The organism is Deinococcus malanensis, assembly GCF_014647655.1.
GTDB classification, from domain to species: domain Bacteria; phylum Deinococcota; class Deinococci; order Deinococcales; family Deinococcaceae; genus Deinococcus; species Deinococcus malanensis.
In genome coordinates this window covers 111,459-129,006 of the sequence record NZ_BMPP01000007.1, presented here as the reverse complement: position 1 = coordinate 129,006, position 17,548 = coordinate 111,459, and the positions used below count along the sequence as shown (strand labels likewise).

General features: G+C 66.5%; 14 protein-coding genes. 8 read left to right on the top strand and 6 right to left on the bottom strand.

Going from position 1 to position 17,548, the window contains the following annotated elements; translation table 11 throughout:
- Positions 1 to 41: 41 nt before the first annotated feature.
- The 4 genes from IEY49_RS10030 to IEY49_RS10015 all read left to right on the top strand — a co-directional run bounded on the left by IEY49_RS10030 (position 42) and on the right by IEY49_RS10015 (position 3,797).
- Entirely contained in the window at positions 42 to 1,406 is a 1,365-nt protein-coding gene (locus IEY49_RS10030) for a GH1 family beta-glucosidase (protein ID WP_189007950.1), read from the top strand.
- Between the two features lie 62 nt (positions 1,407 to 1,468).
- A complete protein-coding gene (locus tag IEY49_RS10025; protein WP_189007667.1) occupies positions 1,469 to 1,900 on the top strand; it encodes a VOC family protein in 432 nt (143 codons plus the stop codon).
- A gap of 32 nt (positions 1,901 to 1,932) precedes the next feature.
- A complete protein-coding gene (locus tag IEY49_RS10020) occupies positions 1,933 to 3,027 on the top strand; it encodes a Gfo/Idh/MocA family protein (protein ID WP_189007664.1) in 1,095 nt (364 codons plus the stop codon).
- Positions 3,024 to 3,797: a sugar phosphate isomerase/epimerase family protein gene (locus IEY49_RS10015; protein ID WP_189007661.1), complete on the top strand. Its 774-nt coding sequence runs from the start codon at positions 3,024 to 3,026 to the stop codon at positions 3,795 to 3,797. Before IEY49_RS10020 ends, IEY49_RS10015 begins: the two co-directional genes overlap by 4 nt.
- 72 nt (positions 3,798 to 3,869) lie before the next feature.
- On the opposite strand, the gene IEY49_RS10010 is transcribed toward IEY49_RS10015, so the two are convergent.
- Complete coding sequence (locus IEY49_RS10010; RefSeq protein ID WP_189007658.1) at positions 3,870 to 5,957, bottom strand: glycoside hydrolase family 52 protein; 2,088 nt, start codon at positions 5,955 to 5,957, stop codon at positions 3,870 to 3,872.
- Between the two features lie 328 nt (positions 5,958 to 6,285).
- Here IEY49_RS10010 and IEY49_RS10005 point away from each other — a divergent pair, with 328 nt between their 5' ends.
- The 4 genes from IEY49_RS10005 (at position 6,286) to xylA (ending at position 11,405) form a co-directional block, all read left to right on the top strand.
- On the top strand, positions 6,286 to 7,314 hold the full coding sequence (locus IEY49_RS10005) for a LacI family DNA-binding transcriptional regulator (RefSeq protein WP_189007655.1): 1,029 nt from the start codon (positions 6,286 to 6,288) through the stop codon (positions 7,312 to 7,314).
- Between the two features lie 206 nt (positions 7,315 to 7,520).
- On the top strand, positions 7,521 to 8,723 hold the full coding sequence (locus IEY49_RS10000) for an ROK family transcriptional regulator (protein WP_189007652.1): 1,203 nt from the start codon (positions 7,521 to 7,523) through the stop codon (positions 8,721 to 8,723).
- A complete protein-coding gene (gene xylB / locus IEY49_RS09995) occupies positions 8,720 to 10,240 on the top strand; it encodes a xylulokinase (RefSeq protein ID WP_189007649.1) in 1,521 nt (506 codons plus the stop codon). The genes IEY49_RS10000 and xylB overlap by 4 nt, the downstream gene beginning before the upstream one ends.
- Positions 10,233 to 11,405 (top strand): xylose isomerase, encoded by a 1,173-nt coding sequence (xylA, locus tag IEY49_RS09990; RefSeq protein WP_189007647.1) that lies wholly within the window; start codon positions 10,233 to 10,235, stop codon positions 11,403 to 11,405. Before xylB ends, xylA begins: the two co-directional genes overlap by 8 nt.
- A gap of 269 nt (positions 11,406 to 11,674) precedes the next feature.
- Here xylA and IEY49_RS09985 read toward each other — a convergent pair whose 3' ends face one another.
- The 5 genes from IEY49_RS09985 to IEY49_RS09965 form a co-directional block, all read right to left on the bottom strand.
- Positions 11,675 to 12,892, bottom strand: a complete 1,218-nt coding sequence (locus IEY49_RS09985) for a toxic anion resistance protein (protein WP_189007645.1) — start codon at positions 12,890 to 12,892, stop codon at positions 11,675 to 11,677.
- Positions 12,893 to 12,985: 93 nt separating this feature from the next.
- Entirely contained in the window at positions 12,986 to 14,323 is a 1,338-nt protein-coding gene (hemG, locus tag IEY49_RS09980; protein WP_189007643.1) for a protoporphyrinogen oxidase, read from the bottom strand.
- On the bottom strand, positions 14,320 to 15,276 hold the full coding sequence (gene hemH / locus IEY49_RS09975) for a ferrochelatase (RefSeq protein ID WP_189007641.1): 957 nt from the start codon (positions 15,274 to 15,276) through the stop codon (positions 14,320 to 14,322). Before hemH ends, hemG begins: the two co-directional genes overlap by 4 nt.
- Before the next feature lie 16 nt (positions 15,277 to 15,292).
- The gene (gene hemE / locus IEY49_RS09970; protein ID WP_189007639.1) at positions 15,293 to 16,381 is read right to left on the bottom strand and encodes a uroporphyrinogen decarboxylase; all 1,089 of its coding nucleotides are present in this window, start codon (positions 16,379 to 16,381) and stop codon (positions 15,293 to 15,295) included.
- 163 nt (positions 16,382 to 16,544) lie between these two features.
- Positions 16,545 to 17,438 carry a BsuPI-related putative proteinase inhibitor gene (locus tag IEY49_RS09965; RefSeq protein WP_189007637.1) on the bottom strand — a complete coding sequence of 298 codons (894 nt, stop codon included), beginning with the start codon at positions 17,436 to 17,438 and terminating at the stop codon, positions 16,545 to 16,547.
- Positions 17,439 to 17,548 lie beyond the last annotated feature (110 nt).

Sequence of the window (17,548 nt, the reverse complement as noted above, 5' to 3'; positions counted from 1 at the left end):
ACACCATCCAGTGGATGCGACCTGGAAAGGAATGGAACCGCATGACGCACACCGGTCCACAGTCCGCGCCCATCCCGCCGTTCCCGGCGGACTTCACGTGGGGCGTCGCGACCAGCGCGTACCAGATCGAAGGTGCCGCCTTCGAGGACGGCCGCGGCCCGAGCATCTGGGATACGTATTGCCGCACACCTGGCAAGGTCCTGGGAGGGGAGACGGGCGACGTCGCCTGCGACCACTACCACCGCTGGGCCGCAGACCTAGACCTGATTCAGAGTCTGAACCTGAACGCCTACCGCTTCTCGGTGGCCTGGCCGCGCGTCGTGCCTCAGGGGCGAGGGCCGGTCAACAAGGCGGGACTGGATTTCTACGACCGGCTGGTCGACGGGATTCTCGCTCGCGGAATGCAGCCCCACGTGACGCTGTACCACTGGGACCTGCCGCAGGCCCTGCAGGATCAGGGGGGATGGGCGAACCCCGACGTCCAGCACTGGTTTGCCGAGTACGCCCTGACCGTGTACGGGCGGCTGGGGGACCGCGTGGCCAGTTACGCCACCTTCAACGAGCCGTGGTGCACGGCGGAACTCGGGTACCATGTGGGCCGTCACGCGCCCGGAATCCAGGACCTGCGCACCTCGCTGCTCGCGTCGTATCACATTCAGCTCGCGCACGGCCGCGCCGTTCAGGCGCTCCGCGAGCAGAACACCACCGCGGAACTCGGCACGGTCCTCAACCTCTACCCGGTGGACGCGGCGAGTGACGATCCCGAGGACGAGGCGGCCGCCCGGCTGGCGGACGCGAAAATCAACCGCTGGTACCTCGATCCCGTCTTTCGCGGCGTCTTTCCCTCGCTGGCGGTCGAGCATTATGGCGCGGCCATGCCGGACGTGGATCTGGCTGCGCTCGCCGTGGCGCGGCAACCCCTGGATTTCCTGGGCGTGAACTACTACTTCCGGCAGTGGGTGAGCCGGGATGGTGTGAGCCGCGCCGGACCGCCCACGCCCGGCACGGAACGCACGGCCATGGGCTGGGAGGTGTACCCGGAAGGCCTGTACCGCCTCCTCACGGACCTGCACCGCGACTACCCGGTGAAGAAGTACTACATCACCGAGAACGGCGCGGCCTTCGACGATCAGATCGTTGGTGGTGAGGTGCGCGACGAGGCTCGCGTGCGTTACCTGCGCACTCACCTGAGCGAGCTGCGCCGGGCCATGCACGCGGGCGTGCCCGTCGCCGGGTACTTCGCGTGGAGCCTGATGGACAACTTCGAGTGGGCGTTCGGGTACAGCAAGCGCTTCGGAATCGTGCACGTGGATTACGACACGCAGCAGCGCACCCTCAAGGACAGCGCGAAATGGTACCGCGACTTCGTGACGGGGCGGCGCGCCGCCCGCCCGGTCGCTCGCTGACCCGCGCGAACGCCCCCTCGCACCGCCCGCGCCCCACGCCATCGCCTTTCCTGGAGGTTCTCATGCTGCTCGACCTGGCGCACGTCGCCCTGAAAGTTCACGATCTCCAGCAGTCCCTCGACTTCTACACGCGCCTCGGGCTGCGCGAAGCATTCCGCCTGCATCACGATGACGGTTCCCTGATGCTGGTGTACCTGCATGCCGGTGGGGACCGCTTCGTGGAACTCTTCCCTGGCGGTGAGGCGCCCGCTGGGAGTCCCCGGCAGGGGAGTTTCATGCACCTGTGCCTGCGCGTGGACGACCTGCACGCCACCGTGGAGACCCTCGAGCAGCAGGGTGTGCCTATTGACGTGCAGCCAAAAGTCGGGCTGGACCGCAACTGGCAGGCGTGGGTGACGGACCCGGATGGGAACGCCGTCGAACTGATGCAACTCGATGAAACGTCACCACAAAGGCGCGTCGCGCGGGGTGAAACGCCCCACGGGCCGCAGTGACGCCCGCGCTGACGCACAGAGGAGCTGAACTGATGAAATTACGAGTTGGCGTGGTCGGCGCCGGTAACATCAGCCCGATCTACCTGAACGCCCCCACGAAGTTCTCCACGCTGGAAGTCACCGCCATCAGTGACCTGGACCTCGACCGGGCACGCTCACGGGCCACGGAGTTCGGCGTGGCCCGCGCCGTGCCGCTGGATGAACTCCTCGCTGCGGACGACGTGGACGTGGTGCTGAACCTTACAGTGCCCGCCGCGCACGCGGACGTGACCCTCGCGGCGCTCGAGGCGGGCCGGCACGTGTACGTCGAGAAGCCCCTCGCCACCGACCTCGACGCGGGCCGCCGCGTGCTCGCGCTCGCAGCCGAGCGGTCCCTGAGGGTAGGATGCGCGCCCGACACCTTCCTCGGCGCGGGCCTGCAGACGGCGCGCAAGGCCCTGGATGACGGCCTGATCGGCGAGCCCGTCGCGGCGACGGCGTTCATGCTGAGTCATGGGCCGGAACGCTGGCACCCCAACCCGGACTTCTTCTACCAGCCGGGCGCGGGACCCCTGTTCGACATGGGACCGTACTACCTGACCGCGCTGGTGAACATGCTCGGTCCGGTGCGGCGCGCGACGTCCGCGACGCGAGCGTCGTTTCCCGAGAGGGTCGTCGGTGAGGACCCGTCCGGGCGGCGCATTCCGGTGACCACCCCCACGCACATCGCGAGCGTCCTGGAGTTCCAGGCGGGGCCGGTGGCGACGCTCGTGACGAGTTTCGACGTGTGGGGCAGCCAGACGCCGCGAATCGAAATCTACGGGACGGAAGGGACGCTGAGCCTGCCCGACCCGAACACCTTCGGCGGCCCGGTCATGGTGCGGAGGATGCTCACGGACGAGTGGCTGGAGTTGCCGCTGTCGCATCCGTTCCGCGAGAACAGCCGCGGAATCGGCCTGGCCGACATGGCAGTGGCCCTGCGGACGGGGCGTCCGCACCGCGCGGGCGGTGAGCTGGGCCTTCACGTGCTGGAAGTGATGCACGCGTGCCTGCACGCCTCGGATGTCGGGAGGCACGTGGAGATTCAGACTCGCCCGCCACGCCCGGATGCGCTGCCCGTCGCCGAGGGAGAGGAGGTTCTGGCATGAGTCATGAGCGCATTGCGTTGCAGCTGTACACCCTGCGTGATGAGGTCGCCGCGGATATGGTCGGCGTACTGCAGCACGTCGCGGGCATCGGGTACCGTGGCGTGGAATTCGCCGGGTTCGGGGGGGTGCCGGCGCGTGAGGTGCGCCTCGTGCTCGACAGTGAGGGGTTAAGTGCCGTCGCCTGCCACGTGAGCGCCGCAGCCATGCGTGAAGACTTCGAGCAGGCCGCGGCGGGCGTGCTGGAGGTCGGCGCGCCGTACATCGTGTGCCCGTGGATCGAACCGGGCCTCGTTCATGACGCGGCGGGCTGGTCGGCCTTCACGCGGGAACTCGAGCAGTGGGCGCGCGCGTGCGCGGAGCGTGGCCTGAAGTTCGCGTACCACAACCATGTCTTCGAATTCGAAGCTCAGCACGGCGGCCAGTACGCCTTCGATACGCTGTTTCAGGATGCGCCGGGCGTGCTGGTGGAACTGGACGCCGCGTGGGCGCATGCCGGGGGAGTCTCGCCCGTCGGGTACCTGCGCCGGTACGCGCAGCGTACGCCTCTCCTGCACGTCAAGGACGTCGCCCTCCGCGATGGGAAGTGGGTCACGGAGGAACTGGGTGAGGGCGAGGTGGACCTCACCGGGATGCTCGCTGCGGCGCGTGAAACGGGCGTCGAGTGGTTCATCGCCGAGCAGGACCACTGCCAGCGCGACCCTTTGGAGAGCGTCACCGCGAACTACGCATGGCTGCACCGCAGCATGCGCCAGCCAGAGCCAACCCCATAGCCGCGAATTGAGAGCACGGCTCAAAACCGTGAGCGGCAGATGCGAACTGCATCTACCGCTCACCTGTGCTGGTCAGGCCCTGCTGGGCTGGGCGGCAGCGACCACACGCGGCAGCCACAGCACATTTGTCACGAGCCGCGGGTACAGGCGGCTGCCCAGGTCACGCCCGTCGCTGGAATGCACCTGATCGGTCGGCCCGTGCGCGGCGGAACCGACCTGCTGCCAGCGGACGTGCGCCGCGTCGCACGCGGCGTCGCCTGGCACGCCGAACACATCCTCTGCGACGAACTGGCAGAGGAAGATTTTCGAGAGCCAGGTGTTGGAGCTGGTGCTCGACAGCTTCCACCCGCCCGACGTGGCGTCGAGGCACACGCCGGGCTGCAGGGCCGTCATAAGGTGCGTCCGGAGCGTGCGCACGAACGTGCCGTACGGGCCTTGTTCGTTCACGGCGTCCGCGAGTCCCAGCAGGTGCGGATACGCGAGTGCCTCGATGGCCGGGATGATGCATGCGTCACTGCCGCCCTCCAGCAGCGCGGGAATGTAGCCGCGCTGCTGGTCGAAGGCACTCGTGATGGTCTGCGCGGCGCGCCCGGCACGCTCTGCGGCCCGGCTGCCGTCCCGTCCGAGGGTAGTAAGGGCATGATCGAGGCACACGAAGGACGCCCAGGTCTTTACGGCGAGGTAGAGGTTTGCGCGCGCCTGCCCGAGGCTCGCGTCGAGACTGTCGTACGTGGTGATTTCCGCGCCGTTCTCGGTGCGGGCGCTGTCCGCGTCCATCACGCCGTCCCCGTCCACGTCCCGTGCGAGCAGGGAGTCCAGGCCCGCTTCGAGCTGCGGCGCCTGATCGCGCAGCCAGGAGCGGTCCGCGAGGAGCCCGTACGTGGTGGAGGTCAGCACCCAGTTGGTGAGTTCCTCGAAGGTCATGTGCGAGAAGCATCCGTCGAGGTTCTCCGTCTCGTAGGAGGACGTACCGGCGGGCGCAAAGACGTTCGCGACGCCCATGTCGTGTGTGAAGCTCAGGCCGCCGGGATGGCGCTCCCTGCGGTATTTCACCTCGTCGGTGAACGAGTATCGTTCGCTGAACAGATCAAGGACGTTCCCGGTCGTCCAGGGGTGGTATCGCAGTTCCCAGAACAGCTGATCGACGGTCAGGTCGAGGGTGTTGATCATGCGGTACTCGCCTTCGTTCACCACCCACAGGGGCCGTCCGTCCGGGCGTACGAGGAGTTGCGTGCTCGCCAGGTACCCGTGGGCGGCGTGCGCAAGCAGGAATTTCCGGTCGTCGCTCAGGCCGCTGGCCAGGAGTTCCGCGTCACGCTCCGCGGCCAGCTGCTGGTAATGACCGGCGTTCTGGAGAGCGAAGGTGAGGGCTTCTTCGAGTTTGCCGAAGTACCTGGTGTAGTAGAAGCTGGTGTCCAGGCCGCTGGTGACGCTGCCGGCCTGGTAGGTGCCGAGGGCAAGCACGAGCCGCCCGGTCTGCCCGGCGGGCACGGTGAGCATCACGCCGCCGGTATTGCCGAGGCGACGAACGCGGGGCCGGCGCTCGCCGAAGGTCGCGCCGATCACGTCGAAGTCCTGCACTTCCTCCACGCCCTCGCCGGGGAGCGCGGCGATGGCCCACTCACGGCCGGCAGCGATGCCCAGCAGCTGGCCGCCCGTGGCGTCGGACAGGGGGCGGTTGACACCCTCGATGGCGAAGAGCACCTCCGCGTCCTCGTCGCTGTCGCGGTTGTCGAGTTCGAGCTCCGCCAGGATGGCCGGACACACGGCGAGTTTCATGGCGTCGTCGTTCACGCCGGGCGGGGCGACGTCACCGAAGGGGCTGAGCAGACGCAACTGGAAGGGGCCGTGACGCCACTCGTCCGTGGCCCAGCGCAGTTGCCGCTGGAGTTCCTCCTCGGGCACCATCTGAACAGCGGGGGCTGCGCGCTGCTGTCCGTCCGCGTCCGCTTGGTACGCGAGTTCGCCCATGCCGAGGGGCGCGCTGAGGAACGGCAGGACCCGTACTGGTTGGCTTTTCGTGCGGTACGCGACGTAGACGCTTCGATTCGGGGAATGAACGTCCGAGAGGGCAAATCCGCCGCCCTTTCCAGTTGCACCGAGGACGAACGAGGCGTACGCGCCCCAGGGGGCGTGGTGGCTGAGATACGTGTCTGGCATGGTGATCCTTTTGGAGGTGTTCGCGTGACGTGCGGTGTGGAGGATGGCGGCGTGTTTTTCTGGCAGGGGCTGGTAAACCGGAGGTTCTGGGATGCCGCTCTCGAAAGACTCTGGAACAGAGCCGATGTTACGAGTGGACGTTAACGCTAACTCAACTGGTGCGGTTATGCTAATTGCAGTTGAAAGGCCCTGTCAAACGACGCTTCCCCGACACCACGAGGGATCCGACGTAACCCGTCACCTGCACAGCCCGCTAGTTCCACGCTGAGGCTCGAACCTCAAAGGGAAGTGACGACATGGCCTGACACGCTGAGGAAATGGAGCATCCGTGAGTGACCACGAACCGACGCTGAACGATATTGCCCGCCTGTGCGGGGTTTCGGCCATGACCGTTTCCCGCGTCCTGAACGACCGGCCGGGCGTTGGTCAGGACACTCGCGAGCGCGTTCTCGAAGCCATCCGGACTGCGGGTTACGTTCCGAATCTCGGAGCGCGCGGACTCGCCCGCAGCCGCACGCAGGTGCTGGGGATGGTGGTCCCGGACCTCAGCACCCAGTACATCGCTGAGATTGTCCGTGGCGCGGGTGAAGCGGCCGCCCGGCACGAGTACGATCTGGTGCTGTACACCAGCACCCACGGTGCCAGAGCTTTCGAGCGAATCAACGCCCTTACCCGCGGCGTCACTGACGGGCTGCTCATCGTGCTTCCCCCGGCGTCGCAGGAGTTCCCGGCGTTCCTCCAGAGAACGGGGCAGCGCTGCGTTGTCATCGACCATCGCGGTGAAGCACGCGATGTACCGGCGGTCACTGCGGACAATTATTCCGGCGCGCGTGAGGCGGTGGATCACCTCGTCAGCCTGGGGCACCGGCGCATCGGCTTCATTACCGGCCGCATGGACACGCACGCCAGCCTCGAGCGCCTGCGCGGCTACCGCGAGGGGCTGCTCGTTCACGGTCTCGGAGTGGACGAAACGCTTGTGTGCGGTGGGGATTTCCTGCAGCCAGGGGGATTTCAGGCGGCCAGAGCGCTTCTGGAACTTCCCGTGGCGCCGACGGCCATCTTCGCGTCGAACGACGTGATGGCGTTCGGCGCGATGGAGGCAGTCAAGGACGCCGGGCTGCGCGTGCCAGTGGACGTTTCGGTGATCGGGTTCGATGACATTCCCATGGCGTCTCAGGTTCACCCGTCGCTGACCACCGTGCGCCAGCCCCTGTACGAGATGGGCGCTGCCGCCGCGAATTTGCTGATCACGCTGCTGGCGGGAATCGCTCCGTCCGTAAATCGCCTGGAACTGGGAACCCAGGTGGTCGTTCGCCGTTCCACCGCACCTCCACGGCAGCCTGTTGATCTCCCATAGTTTGTTCAGCCTCTTACCGAAGGGCTGGCAGCCTGCCGGACCCGCGCGTCTGAAAGCGCTACCCCATTCCTGCGCCTGAAGGCTTTTTGGGAAGACGCTTGACGTCAGCGCGTGGACCTTTTAGGCTGACTTTGTTAAATCCTCTAACGATCACTGCGTGGCCCAGGCAGCACACTCACCAGCTGAAAGGCTGAAGGCGTAACCGTATGGCGACAACGTTCAAAGAGTACAGGGCCGGGGACCTCGGCTTCCTCAAGCAACTCAACCGGGCCGCTGTGATCGACGTGATCCGCCACGAACCCGGCGTGTCGCGCTCCGAAATCGCCGCTCGCGCCGGCCTGACCAAACCCACCGTCAGCGCCGTCGTGCAGGAACTCCTCGACCACGGCTGGCTCGCCGAGGGTGAACTGCAGCAGGGGGGTGGCGGACGGCCCGGCCGCGCCCTGCACCTCAACGAACACACCCACGCCCTCATCGGCGCGGAAGTCGGCGTCCACGGACTGCGCGCCGTCGCCTGCACCCTCAACGGCACCATCATCCACGCGCTGAGTTCCACGTCGGCTCCCGGCACCCCCGCCGCGACCAGCGAGCAACTTGCGAACCTCATCACGCAACTCCTGCGCGCCCCGCAAGTCACTGGCCGCTCGCTGCTCGGACTGGGCGTGGCCGTTCCCGGGCCCGTCGCGTTCACGGAAGCGCGTGTGCTCTCCGCCCCGAACTTGGGATGGCGGGACGTGCCCTTCCTCGACCTCCTCCGTCCTCACCTTCACGACCTCGACGGCCCGTGGCTCCTCGAGAACGAAGCAAAAGCCGCGGCATTCGGTGAATTCTTCTTCCACAAGTACAACGCGCCCGACTCCCTTGCCTACATCAGCCTCGGCACCGGCATCGGCAGCGGCTTCATTCAGAGTGGCAGCCCACCCAGCATTCTGCGCGGCGCGCACGGCCTCGCCAGCGAGATCGGACACACCGTCCTGCAGCCTGGCGGGCCGTACTGCCACTGCGGGAATCGCGGCTGCGCCGAAACCCTCACCAGCAGCTGGTCCATCCGCGCGGCCCTGAACATTTCTGAAGACCTTCCCCTCGCGGACGCACTCGTCCCCCGACTCAACGAACCGGCCGTGCATCTTACCCTCAAGCGCGCCGGCGAAGCGCTCGGCATGCTGCTCCTCAACGTCCACCACACCTTCAACCCCGCCAAGATCGTCATCGGCGGGTCCCTCACGCGCCTCGGCGAACCGCTGCTGCAACCCGCCCTGGACTACTTCGGCACCCACCACAACCGCCTGCTGAGCGCGCAGCGGGAAGTGCCCATCCGCGTCATCCCCGACAGCCTCTTTCTTCCCGCCCGGGGTGCCGCCGCGCAAGTCCTCGCGAACGTGGTACACACCACAGGAGCCATCCAATGACGAACCCCGTGACCCTCGGACTCGACTTGGGCACCAGCGGCCTGAAAGTCGTCGCGCTCGACGCGTCGGGCACAGTCGTGGCGGAAGAAACGCGCCACTACCCGCTCCTGACGCCACAACCCGGCTGGACGGAACAGCGTCCGGACGACTGGTTGGACGCCATGAGCGGAGCCCTCCAGGCGCTCAGCGCCACCCTCACCGCTCAGGGCGCACGGCCCGTGGCCCTGGGACTCAGCGGCCAGATGCACGGTCTGGTTCCGCTGGACGCGCACGGCGAGCCCCTGCGGCCCGCGCCCCTCTGGAATGACCAGCGCACCGCCGCGCAGGTGAGCGACATCGAGCAGCGCATTCCCCGCGCCGAACTGGTCGCCCGCACGGGTAACCGCGCCGTCACGGGCTTTCAGCTGCCGAAGCTCCTGTGGCTGCGTGACGCTGAACCAGACGTGTTCGCGCGCACCCGCCACGCCCTCCTTCCCAAGGACTACCTGGGGTACGTCCTCACGGGTGAACTCGCCACCGAACCGTCGGACGCGTCCGGCGTGGGCGCCCTGAACCTCATGCGAAATGACTGGGACGCAGACATCCTCGGTGAGCTCGGCATCGATCCGGCAATCTTCCCCGCGGTTCGCGCGTCCACGGACGTCACCGGTCGGGTCACTTCTGAGTGGGCGGCCCGCACCGGCCTGCCCGAGGGACTACCGGTCGTGGCTGGCGGCGGAGACAACGCCGCCGCGGGCATTGCCCTGGGTCTGACCAGCGCCCGGCCGGACGTGGGCAGCCTGAGCCTGGGCACGTCGGGCGTGATCTTCGCGCCGCTCACGCAGCCCACGCCCGACCCGGAGGGCCGCGTGCACCTGTTCGCTCACGCCGACGGCGGGTATCACCTGCTTGGCGTGACCCTCGCCTGCGCGGGCGCCCTTCAGTGGCTGCACGACAAGCTCGCGCCCGACACCAGCATCGACGCGCTCGTCGATGAAGCCGCGACCGTCCCACCGGGGGCGCAGGGCGTGACGTTCCTTCCGTACCTCGCGGGCGAACGCAGCCCGCTCATGAACCCGGACGCGCGCGGCGCGTTCACGGGCCTGTCCCTCGCGCATGGCCGCGCCCACCTGGTCCGCGCCGTGCTGGAAGGCACCGCCGGGGCGCTCGCCGACGCGTTCGACGTCATCCGACCGCTCGCGCCACTTCGCACCCTGCTGTCCACGGGCGGCGGGGCGCGTAGCGACCTGTGGCTCGGGCTGGTCAGCGGCGCCCTGAACGTACCCGTCCAGCCGACGCGCGCGCGGCCCGGAGCGGCGAACGGTGCCGCGATTCTGGCCATGCCCGCCGCCGGGCTCCACCCGGACCTGCAAACGGCCATGCAGGCCACCCGACCCGACGTTCAGGAGCCCGTGCAAACGCAGGAGATGCACGGTGCGCTTCGCGCGTACGAGCACGCCCGCGCCACCCTGTACCCCACTCCCGCCACCAGCCAGGACCCGAACGGTCCACAAGACAAGGAGAACACCCATGCCTGATTTCACGCCCACACCCGCTGACAAGTTCACGTTCGGTCTCTGGACGGTCGGGAACACTGGCCGCGACCCCTTTGGCGAATCCACCCGGAACGCGCTCACCGCGCCGTACATCGTTCAGAAGCTCGCGGAGCTCGGCGCGTATGGTGTGAACCTCCACGACAACGACCTCGTTCCCATCGACGCGACCCCCAGCGAAAGGGACCGCATCGTCACGGAGTTCAAGCAGGCCCTCAGTGACCACGGCCTGGTCGTACCTATGGCCACCACCAACCTCTTTACCGACCCCGCCTTCAAGGACGGGGCGTTCACCAGCGCCGACGCGCGCGTCCGCGCGTTCGCGCTGCAGAAGACCATGCACAGCATGGACCTCGGCGCGGAACTCGGCGCGAAAACCTACGTCTTCTGGGGTGGCCGCGAGGGCACGGAAGTCGACGCGAGCGGAAAGCTCCTCGACGCCCTCCAGTGGTACCGTGAGGGCCTGAACTACCTCGCCGAGTACAGCGAGCACCAGGGGTACGGGTACCGCTTCGCGCTGGAACCCAAACCCAACGAACCGCGTGGCGACATCTTCCTGCCCACGGTCGGCAGCGCGCTCGGCTTCATTCACACGCTCGACCGGCCTGAGCTGTTCGGCGTGAACCCCGAGTTCGCACACGAGACCATGGCGGGCCTGAACTTCGTTCACGCGGTCGCGCAGGCCATCGACGCAGGCAAGCTCTACCACATCGACCTGAACGACCAGAAGATGAGCCGCTTCGACCAGGACCTGCGTTTCGGCGCGGAGAACCTCAAGAGCGCGTTCTTCCTGGTGAAACTGCTGGAGGACAGCGGATACGACGGTCCCCGTCACTTCGATGCGCACGCGCTGCGCACCGAAGATGAAGCCGGAGTGTGGGCGTTTGCGCGCGGGTGCATGCGCACGTACCTGATGCTGCGGGAGAAGGCCCGCCAGTGGAGCGAGGACGCGGAAATCCAGGCGGCGCTCGCCGCGTACCGTGTCGAGGACGAGGAACTCGCGCAGCTCACCGCCTTCAGCCAGGAGAACGCGCAGGCCCTCAAGAACCGCACCTTCGATCGTCAGGCGCTCGGTCGTCGCGGGCCGGGCCTCGAGCAGCTCGATCAGCTCACCGTCGAACTTCTCCTCGGGCTGCGCGGCAACCCGTAACCGCTTATTCCGCGTGCCCCGCACGCTCTGAGCGAGCGCTAGAAAGCCTTGTGGGCGTGGAGCAGCCGGAATGGCTGCTCCACGTTTTTTTGGTGCCATCTGATCGACGTTCTCCCGCCAGAGCCCGGTTGTTCGCCAGTTCTCGGCCTGCGCTTACGACGGGGCAGGAGTGAACCCTGGGAGTTCCGAGCGCAGCACCGGATGAACCGTCCGGGCACACAGATGCCGGGTCAGCTCACCCAGGACTTCACGCCGCAGGTTCAAACCGGTCAAATCTTCAGGTCGCCCTGTGGGGTGACGTTCAGCTCCTGCGCCAGCTCGCGTGAGGCCTGCTGGCGTTCGCGGTCCAGGTAGGTCTGGGCCTGCGTGACCTCCCGGTCAAGGACCTGCATCGTCTCGCGGAACCGGTCCAGTGCCTGGGACCGGTAGGCACTGATGGAGTCCAGGGCGCTGTACACGTCACGGAAGGCCGCCTGGATGATCTGCGGGTCCACTGTTGCGCTGCCCGCCTGACGCTGAATCTCCGTGCTCTGCTGCTTGAGCAGACTGGCGGTCGAGCCGATCATCTTGCCGGTGGTGTCGTTCAGGGCCGTGACCTGTCCCAGCACGGCCTGCTGGGTGCCCAGGGCCTGCGAGACCATCAGGGCAGTTTTCAGGGCACTGACCGTGGTGGTCGTGGCCCGGTCCACACCCTTGATCAGCTCCAAGTTGTTGCGCCGCACCAGATCCAGTGCCAGGTACCCCTGGATGCTGACGGCCAGCTGCGTCAGCAGGTCGGTCACGCGCTGGCGTACGGCGAACAGCAGTTCCTCGCTGACCATGCGGGCCTTCTCCGGATCGGTGGTCTGCAGTTCGGCAAGCCGCTCGGTGAGGGCCTGGTCCACCGCCTTGCCGACATGGGCGTACTGCCGCAGTTTCTGCATGGTGTCCCACAGGTGCACCTTCTCGGTCTCGATGGTCGCGTTGTCGCGCCGCAGCTCGTCCTGACCCCGGTAGAGCGCTTCCAGAATGCCGTTCAGATGGCTCTGGGCGCTCTGGTAGCGGTCCAGATGATTCTGCACCTTTTTGGCTCCGGGCAGCATGCCGAACAGCCGCCGCGGCGTCGGCGTGCGGCTGGGATCCAGGTCTTCCACCGTGCGGCGCAGATCCGTCAGGCCGCGCAGGATATCACTGCCCTCAGCCAGGGCACCCGTGCGGGTGGCGCGCAGGGGCCGTTCCAGCATGCGGTTGCTGCTCTGGGCCGCCGCGCGCTGCTCGGGCATGCCCAGTTCATGCACGGCTGTGAGCTTGCGCTTGAATTCCGGGGTGTGCGCGCCGGCCCTCAGGACATCCTGGGCAAAAGCGCGGGCCATCTCGTCCAGGCGGGTGCGGTCCTCAGGGGACAGTGGCACCATTTCCGGAGCTTCCTGGGCCTGCACAGGCGTCACGGCCTCCGGCGCCTTAAGCAGGGATTCGGGCGGGGTCAGTGGGGCGCGCTCATCGCTCATGTCTCCTATTACGCTCCCGCCTCATGAAGGGTTGCATCCGGCAAAAGGCGGAGGATACTCGGATGGGGCGCCCTCCTCTTGATCTAACGCTGCTCAGGCCACTGAAAGTTGCTCGGTGAGCACCTGCGCTGCGCTGCGCCCGGCATTGACGCAGTCGGGCAGGCCCACACCGGTGTAACTCGCTCCGGCAACCTGGATGTGCGCAGGCAAAGCGGCGCGAATCCGCTCAAGGTGATCGAGGTGTCCGACCTGATACGCCGGGTTCCTGCCACGCCAGTCGGCACAGATGTGCCACAGAGGCTCCCCGTGGGCACCGAACAGCCGTTCTACCTCGCGCCGGGCTTCCTCCAGGGCAAACCCGGGGTCCAGGTCCTTGAAGAACACCCGCAGCAGCACATGGCCTTCGGGCGCACGCCCATGCAGTTTGGCCGAGTGAACGGTCACGGCTTTGAGGTGGATACCCTCGGAGGCGTCGACCTGCAGGCCGTGAAGGTGCATGTCTCCCGGGAACTGGTCGGCGCGGTAGGCCAGCACCACGGCCACCGACCCGTTGGCCTTGAGTTCACCGATCAGCGCTGCTGCCCGCCCAAAATTCTGGCTGAACATCGGCGCCGCGGACCACGACGGCGTGGTGACGATCACGCCGCTTCCGCGCAGGTGCTGGCCACCTTTAAGGACGACGCCGTCCGCCTGCACCTGCTGAACCTGAGTATTCAGGCGCACCTCCCCGGTCAGCCGGGCAGCTATGGCCTGTGCCAGGGCGTCCATACCGCCGCGGAACGAAGCGAACACCGGCCCCGGTGCACGTACGGTGGCGCGGCTGCCGCGAATCACGCTGCCATATTTCTGTTCCAGTGCCAGAAACTGCGGGAAAGCCGCTTTCATGCTCAGCTCAAACGGGTTGGCGACATAGATGCCAGCAGCCAGAGGCACGATGAAATTCAGCGCCTCTTCTCCAAAGCGCCGCGTAATGAAGGCGGCCAGCGACTCGTCCTCGTCACCGGGGGCCTTCGGCGGGACGTTGACCTCATCCAGAAAGCGCCGCGCACCTTCGGGAGACAGCACGCCGCTGTCCAGGAACGACTGGTCATCCAGCGGCACGAACATCTTCATGTTCTGCGGGAAGTCCAGCAACCGGCCGCCCTTCAGGAAGTACAGCCGCTTGGTGTCATCCCGTGGATGGATGATGTCCGGCTCCAGTCCAACTTCCCGGGCCAGCTGCGCGGCGTAGGGTTTGCCGAGAATAAAGGCGTCGGCGGCGTGCTCCACCAGAAAGCCGTCGTCGGTATGCTCAGTCTGCACCTTGCCGCCCAGGCGGTCACCGGCTTCCAGCAGCACGTAGGGAAGACCCCGCTGCTGCAGTTCCCAGGCGGCGCTCAGGCCCGTGATGCCCCCGCCCACGACAATGACCGGAAGCGCCCCGGAGCTCACAGCGAGGCGACCTTCCGTTCAATCACGCTGGCCAGCGTGCCGATAAACAGCGGGTCGGTATTCAGGGCCGGCGGGCGGACCAGGGTCATGCCCAGCTCGTGGGCCACTTCCTGCGCCGCAATATCTATGTCAAACAGGATCTCCACGTGGTCGGATACAAAGCCCACCGGAACGCTGACGACCCTGCTCACGCCCTTCTCGGCCAGCGCACGGAGGTGCTCGTCGAGTTGCGGGCCCAGCCAGGGCTCCGGGCTGCGGCCCGCCGACTGGAAGCTCCAGCTCCACTGCTCCTCGCTCAGACCGGCCTGCTGGGTCACCAGCCGGGCAGACTCGAGCAGCTGGTCGGCGTAAGGGTCACCTTCCCGGGTGATGCGCACCGGCAGGCTGTGGGCGCTGAGCACCACGTGCACCTCATCCTGCTCGGACTGGGGAAAGCTCTGGATACCTTCGCGAACGCGCTGCGCCAGGGCCGTGATGTACCCGGGCTCGGTATGGTACTGGTTGACGAATTCGAAGTCGATGTGGCCGTGGTGCATCTCCAGGCCCGCCTTGATCTTCTTCTGGTACTTTGCCACGCTCATGCTGGAAAAGTGCGGGGCCAGCACAATCGCCACGGCTTTCCGGATACCGTCGTCCAGCATCTGACGCACCGTGTCCTCAATCCATGGTGTCCAGTGACGCATGCCGATATAGGCCTTCAGGGGACGGTCCGTGGCAGCGAGGGCCTGCATGGTCGCGTCCACCTGGGCGCGCGTAAATTCGGGTAGGGGGCTCCTGCCGCCAATCTGGCGGTAGTTGTTGGTGATCTCTTCCAGAACGGTGTCGGGCGTCACACGTCCGGCACGGATATCTGCGAGGTAGCCGGGCATGTCAGCAAGCGTTTCGGGTCCGCCGTAGGCCATGAACAGGATGCCGACCGTATCGGGCGAAACCGTGGAGGTGGGGGTGGTCATCGGTTCTCCTTGCAGCTCAGCGCTGGGACTGCTCGTGAACGTAGTCGGTCAGCCGGTGCACCATCGCCTGAGACGTTTCGGGCAGAATGCCGTGTCCGACGTTGAAGACATGCCCCGGACGCCCGGCAGCTTCTCCCAGAATGCGGTCGGTCTGGTGTCTGAGTTCACGCCAGGGCGCCTGCAGCAGCAGCGGATCGAGGTTGCCCTGAATGCCCTGCCCCGGTTCCAGCAGATCCCAGGCCTGATTCAGGGGCAATCTCCAGTCGGCTCCCACGATGTTGGTGCCCAGCGAGGCCATGTCCGGCAGCAGATGGGTGGTTCCGGTTCCGAAATAGATCACCGGGACGCCCAGCTTCTTCACGCGCTCGATCAGGCGGCTGGTGGCCGGCTTCACGAAGGTCCGGTAGTCGTAGATGCTCAGGGCGCCGACCCACGAATCGAAGATCTGCACGGCGCTTGCCCCGGCCTTGACCTGTTCGGTCAGGTAGTCGGCCAGGATCGCCTCGAACTTGCCCATCAGGCGCTCCCAGGCGGCGGGCTCGGCGTACATGAAGCGCTTGGTGCGCTCGTAATTGCGCGAGCCCTTGCCTTCGATGGCGTAGCTGGCCAGCGTGAACGGTGCACCCACAAAACCGATCAGCGGTATGCCACGGGCGTTGAGCTCCGGGACCAGCAGGCGGATGCTCTCGGCGGTGTAGGGCATCGTTTCGGCAGTGGAAGGCACGCCCAGGCGGTCGACGTCTGCCGTGGTGCTCACCGGGTTGGCAATCTGCGGGCCTACGCCACCTACAAAGTCCAGATCGAGGCCCATGGTCGGCAGCGGCGTCAGGATGTCGTTGAACAGGATGGCGGCGTCCAGCGGCATCGCCTTGATAGGCTGCAGGGTAATCTCGGCGGCCAGCTCAGGGGTGCGGATGCAGTCCAGCATGGAACGCCCGGCGCGCAGCGCGCGGTACTCAGGCATATAGCGCCCGGCCTGGCGCATAAACCATACCGGCGTATGCGAGGCGGGTTCGCCGCGCAGGGCCTTCAGGAAGGCAGAGTCGTGGACGGCGGGATTGGAGGGACGTTCGGTGGCAGGGCGGGGGGATGGGGATTGGGTCACGGCAACTCCTGGGTAAAGAAACAAAAAATCGCTCTTCTGTTACCCTAACGCGTGACCCCACACCTGAAAGTCCCGTACCGAACGGTAAGAAAGGTGTACCAGAGTCACGCTGGCAAGCCAAAAACCGCCCGGCAACGCGGGCGGCAAGAGGGTGTGGGTTGCCTTAGCGGACAGTGACTTTCAGTTCCTGCGCACGAATCAGGACCGGACCGTCAAATACAGCGCGGATGGTATAGGTTCCCGGACGCACAGGCTGACCCTGGGCATTCTTGCCTTCCCAGCGGATTTTCTGCACCTCGCGCGTCTGGCCGGGCGCCACGTTGGTCATGATGATCTGCATGGTGCAGACCGTGTCTTTGGGATCAGGGCGCACGACCTCGCCAGCAGCATTCAGCACCTCGAAGCGCACATCGCAGGCCCCATGCTGCAGGTTGATGGCCTGTGTCCCCGTGTTGGTCAGGTTGAACGACCAGGTGTTGGCCTCTCCGGCACGGACGCTGGCCGGTCCGGTCAGGACAGCACGGTGAGGCAGGCTCAGAGGCCGGGCGCGCGCCGGAAGCGTCGTGACACCTGGCCGCACAGGTGTGGTAGCAGCTGGAGGAGTCACCGGAGCAACAGGAGTTGTGGGCGCCTGGGTAGAGGGTGTCTGTGCGACCGGTGCCTGGGTGACTGGCGTCTGGGTCATGGGCGTCTGAGTCACGGTTCCGGTGCTTCCATTTCCGGTGGTGGTCCCCGTCGCGGAAGTTGTAAAGGTCACAATTCCAGCGGGCAGGTTCGCCGTGCGCAGCCGCTTGAGCAGTTCCAGGCGGTCAACCGCATTGAGACCCGTCACCACGACGCGGCCCTGCTGTTCGTCGATCCTGCTTGTCTGAACGGTGTTCAGACCCTGCAGTAGGGGCTGGACGGCCTGGAGCTGTGAAAGGCGGAAGCCCGAAGGAAAAAGCCGGTCCGTGGTCGTGGGTGCGGCCGCACCGGGAGGCAGGGCCGGAATACCGGTCTGCGCCGAGCCCAGGCCCGCTGCCAGGAGGGCGGCTGTCAGGAACAGTCGTTTGGTCATACCTCCAGCCTGAGGCGCGGCAGCTGACGACGGGTGAGGACAGTTAAAGTCAGGGTCATACAGGTACACGGCCAGATCAGGGTTTGATCAGACGGGCCGTAATGATTACG